Genomic DNA, 5,663 nt, shown 5'->3' with positions numbered 1-5,663 from the left:
CGCAACGAAGTCGGCCAACAACTAGCGGGCGGCGAACTGGTCGGGCGCAGCGCCGCTATGCAGGAGATCTACAAGCTGATCGGGCGATTGGTGAATAACGACGCCAATGTCTTGATCGGCGGGGAAAGTGGGACCGGCAAGGAGCTGGTGGCGCGCGCGATCCATTTCAAATCCGAGCGCTGGCGCGCGCCCTTCGTAGCGGTCAACTGCTCGGCGATTCCTCAAGGCTTATTGGAAAGCGAGCTGTTTGGACACGAACGGGGTGCTTTTACCGGGGCCACCGAGCGTCGGGCAGGTAAATTCGAATTGGCGGGCAAGGGCACCCTTTTTCTGGACGAGATCAGCGATATGCCTTTGGAGCTCCAGCCCAAGCTGCTGCGCGTGCTGCAGGAGCGCGAATTCAACCCCGTGGGCAGCTCCGAAGTGCGCCGCTTGCAGGCGCGCGTGATCGCAGCCTCCAACCAGGATCTGGAGGCTGCCGTGGCGGCCCGCCGTTTTCGCGAAGATCTTTATTTCCGCCTACGGGTGATGCCGATTTTTCTCCCACCTCTGCGCGAGCGGCGCGAGGACATCGCCGAACTGGCCCAATATTTTGTCGCCAAGGCCGCGCGCGACATGAGTGGTAAAGCGACTGGTTTGAGCCCCGAGGCGCTAGCCAAGTTGAGCGCTTATTCCTGGCCCGGCAACGTGCGCGAGCTTGAGAACTGCGTACTGCGGGCCGCCTTGCTAGCGGCGGGGAACATCATTCGCGCCGAGGACCTTAATCTAGGCGGTAACGGGGGCGCCAAGTCGGTGGCCGGCGACGCTAGCCCCGAGGAATTGCTGGTGCGTGGGCTGCGCGACTACTTGGACGACCAAAGCGACGAAGCCACCGACGTCTATCCCAACCTAGCAGCCAAGCTGGAACGGCCGCTGATCGAGCTTACATTGGAGCGCTTTCATGGCAACCAGGTGCGGGCCGCCCGCTTTTTAGGCTTCAATCGCAATACTCTGCGCAAAAAGCTTAATGAATTGAAGATCGTTGTGCGTCGCGGTCCCCTGCCTTGACCTTTTCCTCCGCCTTCTATGCGATAGTCGATCCGCTGGCTGGACACGAGCCGGTGGCGCTTGCTGAAATTTTCCTGGCGCGCGGTGTACGGCTACTCCAACTTCGCCTCAAGCGGGTCGAGGGCGGAGAGTTTCTGGCGGTCGCCACGCGAATAGCCGAACTCAGCCGCTTGGCGGGTGCGCTCTTTATTGTCAATGATCGTTTAGATATCGCGCTGCTGTCAGGCGCTGGTGGGGTCCATCTGGGTCAGACTGATCTGCCGCTGGCGGCGGCGCGGCGGCTGGCCCCAACGGACTTCGTCATCGGTATCTCCACCCACGATCTCGCTCAGGCGCGTGCGGCCGAAGCCGGTGGGGCGGATTACATTGGCTTCGGGCCGATCTATCCCGGCGGGGCCAAACGCACGGTGGCCGGACAGGGACTGGAGCGGCTGCGCGAGATACGCCAAGCGGTCGGCTTGCCAATTGTGGCGATTGGCGGAATCGTCGAAGCCACTTTGCCCGCGGTAATAGCGGCCGGGGCGAGCGCGGGGGCGATGATCAGCGATGTGGTCAACGCGCCCGACCTAGACGCCAAGGTCGCGCGTTTGCTCTCGATTCGCTAAACCAGCGCCGCGGTTACCTCGGGTTTGGCAACCGGCCAGCTATTGGGTAACCCTCAACTCAAGAAAGTCAGAGACATTTATCGCTGCCAGTATCGGTCGGATGGGAGCAGGCACGGAGCGCCTCTCTTTGTCATGGAAAAGACGAGGATTGGAAAGACGCAAGGTGCGACGTTGAGTCTCCAATGTGCAGCCGCCCTGGGCGAGAACGTTGCGCACCCACTGGGATTGGGGCCCGTAGGTGAGGGCTATGGTGAAGCGGTCGCCGTCGCGAAAAACCCGCACCGGAGTGCGGTATTCGCGATGAGTCTTACGTCCGATATGAGCAACGATGCCCCAGCCCGGGAGATTTCTCGCTAGCGGGCTTAGGATTGGATTGGTGACATGTAGATTGAATCTCGCCAGCCAATGGGGTAGCGGCATAAACTTTCCCCTGCATCTAGGCACGCCACTATATGGCGGAGCGGTTCGGGGTCGCCAGGACCCGTTCCATCTCCGCGCCCTGCGCCAGCGATCGCGCCCCAGGCAGCAGCAGTGCGCCCAGGCTCAGGGCCGCGACGCACGATAGCAGCCCCAGCGTGTAACTACCGTGCAAATCGAAGAGATAACCCATCGCCAGCGGTCCCAAAGCGGCCCCTGTCGTATGGAAGATGCCCACAAAACCGGCCAGCGAGCCGTAACGTTTGCGTCCCAGCGATTCGGTGATGACGACCGGGATCAGCACCAGCGGCGCGCCGCAGGACAGACCATAGAACAGGATGAAGCTGTTCAGCCACAATCCGTGTCGAGCGCCGCCCAGCGCAGCGCTTCCCACTGCCATCGCGAGCAGCCCTCCGGCCAGGGCCCAGCGACCGCCGGCTCTATCGGCTATCAATCCCAGCACCAGCTTACCGCAGGCCGACAGGGCCAGGACCAGGCTTAGAATGGTGGCCGCGCGCATCGCATTAAGCCCCTGGCCGATCAGAACTGGAACCATGTGTAGGTTGACTGCGGTGACTGCGAAAGCCCACAGCAACTGCGTCGCCGCGATTAGCCAGAGCGAGCGGGAGCGCAGCGCTTCGCCGATCTCCAGCCCTTCGCCGAGACGCTCCGGGCGAACTGAGGGGGAAGCGCCGGAAGATAAGCTCGGGGTGTCTATGGTGAGCAGGACGAGAGGAATTACCAGCACCAGGATCGGGGCCGCCAGCACCAGGTAGCCCGCGCGCCAACCGGTGGTGGCGATCACTCGGCTGCAAATCGGAGCCATCAAGGTGCCGCCCAGGGCCGTTCCGCTCATCGTCAGCCCCATGGCCAGCCCGAGCTGAGCGTCGAACCAGTTGGCAATCACCAGGGAGCAGGGTAGCAGGGTGCCGGCCGCCACGCCGAGGCCCAACAAGGTGTAGGCGGTGACCATCGTGTGGTAGGAACGGGCCTGGCTGGCAAGAATGAAGCCGCCCAAAATCAGCAGCGCGCCGGCGGTCATCATCAGGCGGGCTTCGATACGGTCCAGTAGCCAGCCGATTGCCGGCACGGAGCCACCCGCGGCCAACGCCAAAACGGTCGCCAGCGAGGAGACTCGTGCCCGGCTCCAGCCGAAAGTCTTGAGCAAGGGGGAGAAGAAAACCGAAGCGGTGTTGTAGCTGGAACCGAACAGAAAGACGAGGGTCAGGAAACAGACCAAAACCATCAACCAGCCGCGTTTATTGGCTGCCATCGCGCGTCTTGTCCCGCTGACGGATTTCCTCGCCAGCCCGCGGCGACTATGACAAGGCCAGCTCGGTCACTGGACCGAGACCTTGGGGATGAACCCCACCGTGCCATCCTTGAGGCGGACACGCATATAGCCCAGCGCCATCCCAGTCACGTTAACGTAGCGCGATGCGCGTACTGCGCCGACATGGCGGGCCCATCGGTTGGGCGCGGCAAAAACGGGTGTATCCAGAGTTACGCGGAAAACCCGTTTCATCGGCTTTACCAGCCTTACCGAGTCGGGCTCGATATAGCCGGTGTCGCCGTTTTTGAGCGAAACCCGTAGGAAGCCGGGAGTGGCGCCGGTGATGCGAATGAAGTTACCCGGAGTCATACGGCGCAGGTGGCGGCTTTGCAAGTTGGGATGCTCATAAACCGGTTCGGCTTTGAGCACTTCAACCCTGGCGTTGGCCGGCTCGATCTCGTCAACCGCCCGCGATGCGGCCCAAGCCGTGGTTAGCGTGCCGATAGCGGCCATCATGAGGAGGATCGATGGAATGAGTGATCGGCTGGGTCTGTTTTGCCCAAAACGCTTCATCTGGTTTCCGTCCGATGTGAAAACTGCACTACAATCTGACCGAAACAGCTATGTTACGCTAGTGTGGCATCTTCTGAATCAACGCTGGAAGCAGGACGAAGTGAGCTGTTTAATCAGTCGGGTCACCTGCCGCGGTTGAAGGCTCGGCCAGCCTCTTGGCGGCAAGCCCATCTACGAAGTGGCACTTTTTTAGCAAGCGCCGCAGACGGTGCAGCGGGTTACGTCGCAGGGGCGGGTTTGATGCTCAAAATGGGCTTTTTTGCGCTCTGAGAGCAAAAACCACTTGCTCACGCTGTGGTCGATAAAATCCCACGGCAGCAGCTCATTATGCCCAATCGCGCGGTAAACGTAGTGGTCGGGGTTGGGCAGCGCGCTTCGATCATTCGCGATAGCCTCACGCCGAATCCGTCCGAGGGCGTGCCAAATCGAACCGGCATCTTCGCACCCCTCGGCCTGCAGACGGGCTAGGATTGCGCCTACACGTCGATCACCACGCGAGAGCAGGGTCTGAAAATAAGCTTCGCGTGGCGATTCGGCGTCCATCTCGACGCCGCCCAGCCGCATCAGATGGGTGCGCAGCAGGGCGATCTTGCGCTTGGAGCTGCGCAGGTCAGCCATCGGATCCCATTGAAACGGGGTCCAAGGCTTGGGCACGAAGGGGTTGAGCGAAACCGTCACCTTGCCCAGATGGCGCTTGCCTTGGCGCACGCGCTCCAGGATCTGAGCGGTCAGAGTCGCGATCGCAATTACGTCCTCCTCATGCTCCTCGGGCAGCCCCAGCATGAAATACAGCTTGAGGCTTTCCACCCCTTCGCCCACCATCATCTCGGCCGCTTGGAGGATAGCGGCTTGGGTAAGGTTCTTGTTGATGACCTTGCGCATTCGCTCGCTGCCTGCTTCGGGGGCGATAGTCACGCTGCGCGCGCCGCCCTGAGCCAGGGCCGCGGCCAGATCGGGCGAGATGCAATCAGCCTTGAGCGAGGAGGGAGAAAGTCGGCCGCCGGCTTGGGCAACCGCGCTGGCAAGCTGGGCTACGGCGGGCACGCTGGCCATCTCGGCGCCCACCAAGCCGATTACCCGGCGCTCCTGCAAGCCTCGCCGCGCTTGATTCAGCAGGCGCTCGGGCGAGCGATAGCGGATCGGTCGATACATGAAGCCGGCGGCGCAAAACCGGCATCCCCACTGGCATCCGCGACTGGCTTCGACCAGGTACATGTCGCCGAATACGGACTCAGGCGTCAGGATCAGCGAGGCGGTGTCGGCGCCATTGAGATCGCGTAGCAGCCGGCGTTTGACCTGACCGTTGCCTTCGCCGCGGTAATCGATCGCCGCCAAGCGGCCAACATCGTCATATCGCGGCGTGTAAAGCTCGGGTAGATAGGCGCCGGCAGTTCGTGCGACCCGGTGCAGGGTGGTCGTCCGATCGCTCCCTTCCTGGCGTGCCTGGCGATAATGCTGGATGAATTCGGGGATCATCTCCTCGCCTTCGCCAATCAGGAACAGATCGACAAAATCCGCGATCGGCTCGGGATTGAGGAAGATCGCCGAACCACCGGCGATTATCAATGGAAAGTCACGCTCCCGCCGCTGTTCGCGCCAAAGCGGAATGCCGGCGAGGTCGAGTATCGCGGGCAGGTTGAGGTAATCGGTCTCGAACGAGATCGAAAAGGCAAGCAGGTCGAAGTCGCTCAACTCCCGCCCCTGCTCGAAGGAAAGCAGTGGTTCGCGTCGCTTGCGCAAGGCCGGCA

The 5,663-nt window shown here is 61.9% G+C and carries 5 protein-coding genes; 2 read left to right on the top strand and 3 right to left on the bottom strand.

Going from position 1 to position 5,663, the window contains the following annotated elements:
* On the top strand, positions 1 to 1,047 hold a 1,047-nt coding region (locus VKV28_10090; GenBank protein ID HLH77143.1), incomplete at its 5' end, for a sigma-54 dependent transcriptional regulator.
* Positions 1,044 to 1,652 carry a thiamine phosphate synthase gene (gene thiE / locus VKV28_10085; GenBank protein ID HLH77142.1) on the top strand — a complete coding sequence of 203 codons (609 nt, stop codon included), beginning with the start codon at positions 1,044 to 1,046 and terminating at the stop codon, positions 1,650 to 1,652. The genes VKV28_10090 and thiE, both read left to right, overlap by 4 nt.
* Before the next feature lie 448 nt (positions 1,653 to 2,100).
* Here the strand turns inward: thiE and VKV28_10080 are convergent, their stop codons facing one another.
* The 3 genes from VKV28_10080 to VKV28_10070 all read right to left on the bottom strand — a co-directional run.
* On the bottom strand, positions 2,101 to 3,342 hold the full coding sequence (locus VKV28_10080; GenBank protein HLH77141.1) for an MFS transporter: 1,242 nt from the start codon (positions 3,340 to 3,342) through the stop codon (positions 2,101 to 2,103).
* A 66-nt stretch (positions 3,343 to 3,408) separates the two neighbouring features.
* Positions 3,409 to 3,858, bottom strand: a complete 450-nt coding sequence (locus VKV28_10075; GenBank protein ID HLH77140.1) for a hypothetical protein — start codon at positions 3,856 to 3,858, stop codon at positions 3,409 to 3,411.
* Positions 3,859 to 4,104: 246 nt separating this feature from the next.
* A partial coding sequence (locus VKV28_10070; protein ID HLH77139.1) for a radical SAM protein occupies positions 4,105 to 5,663 on the bottom strand: 1,559 nt, incomplete at its 5' end.

The organism is Candidatus Binataceae bacterium (genome assembly GCA_035294265.1).
Taxonomy (GTDB): Bacteria; Desulfobacterota; Binatia; order Binatales; family Binataceae; genus DATGLK01.
Note: the sequence above shows the minus strand (reverse complement) of the source record. Positions and strands in the feature narration are given on the sequence as shown.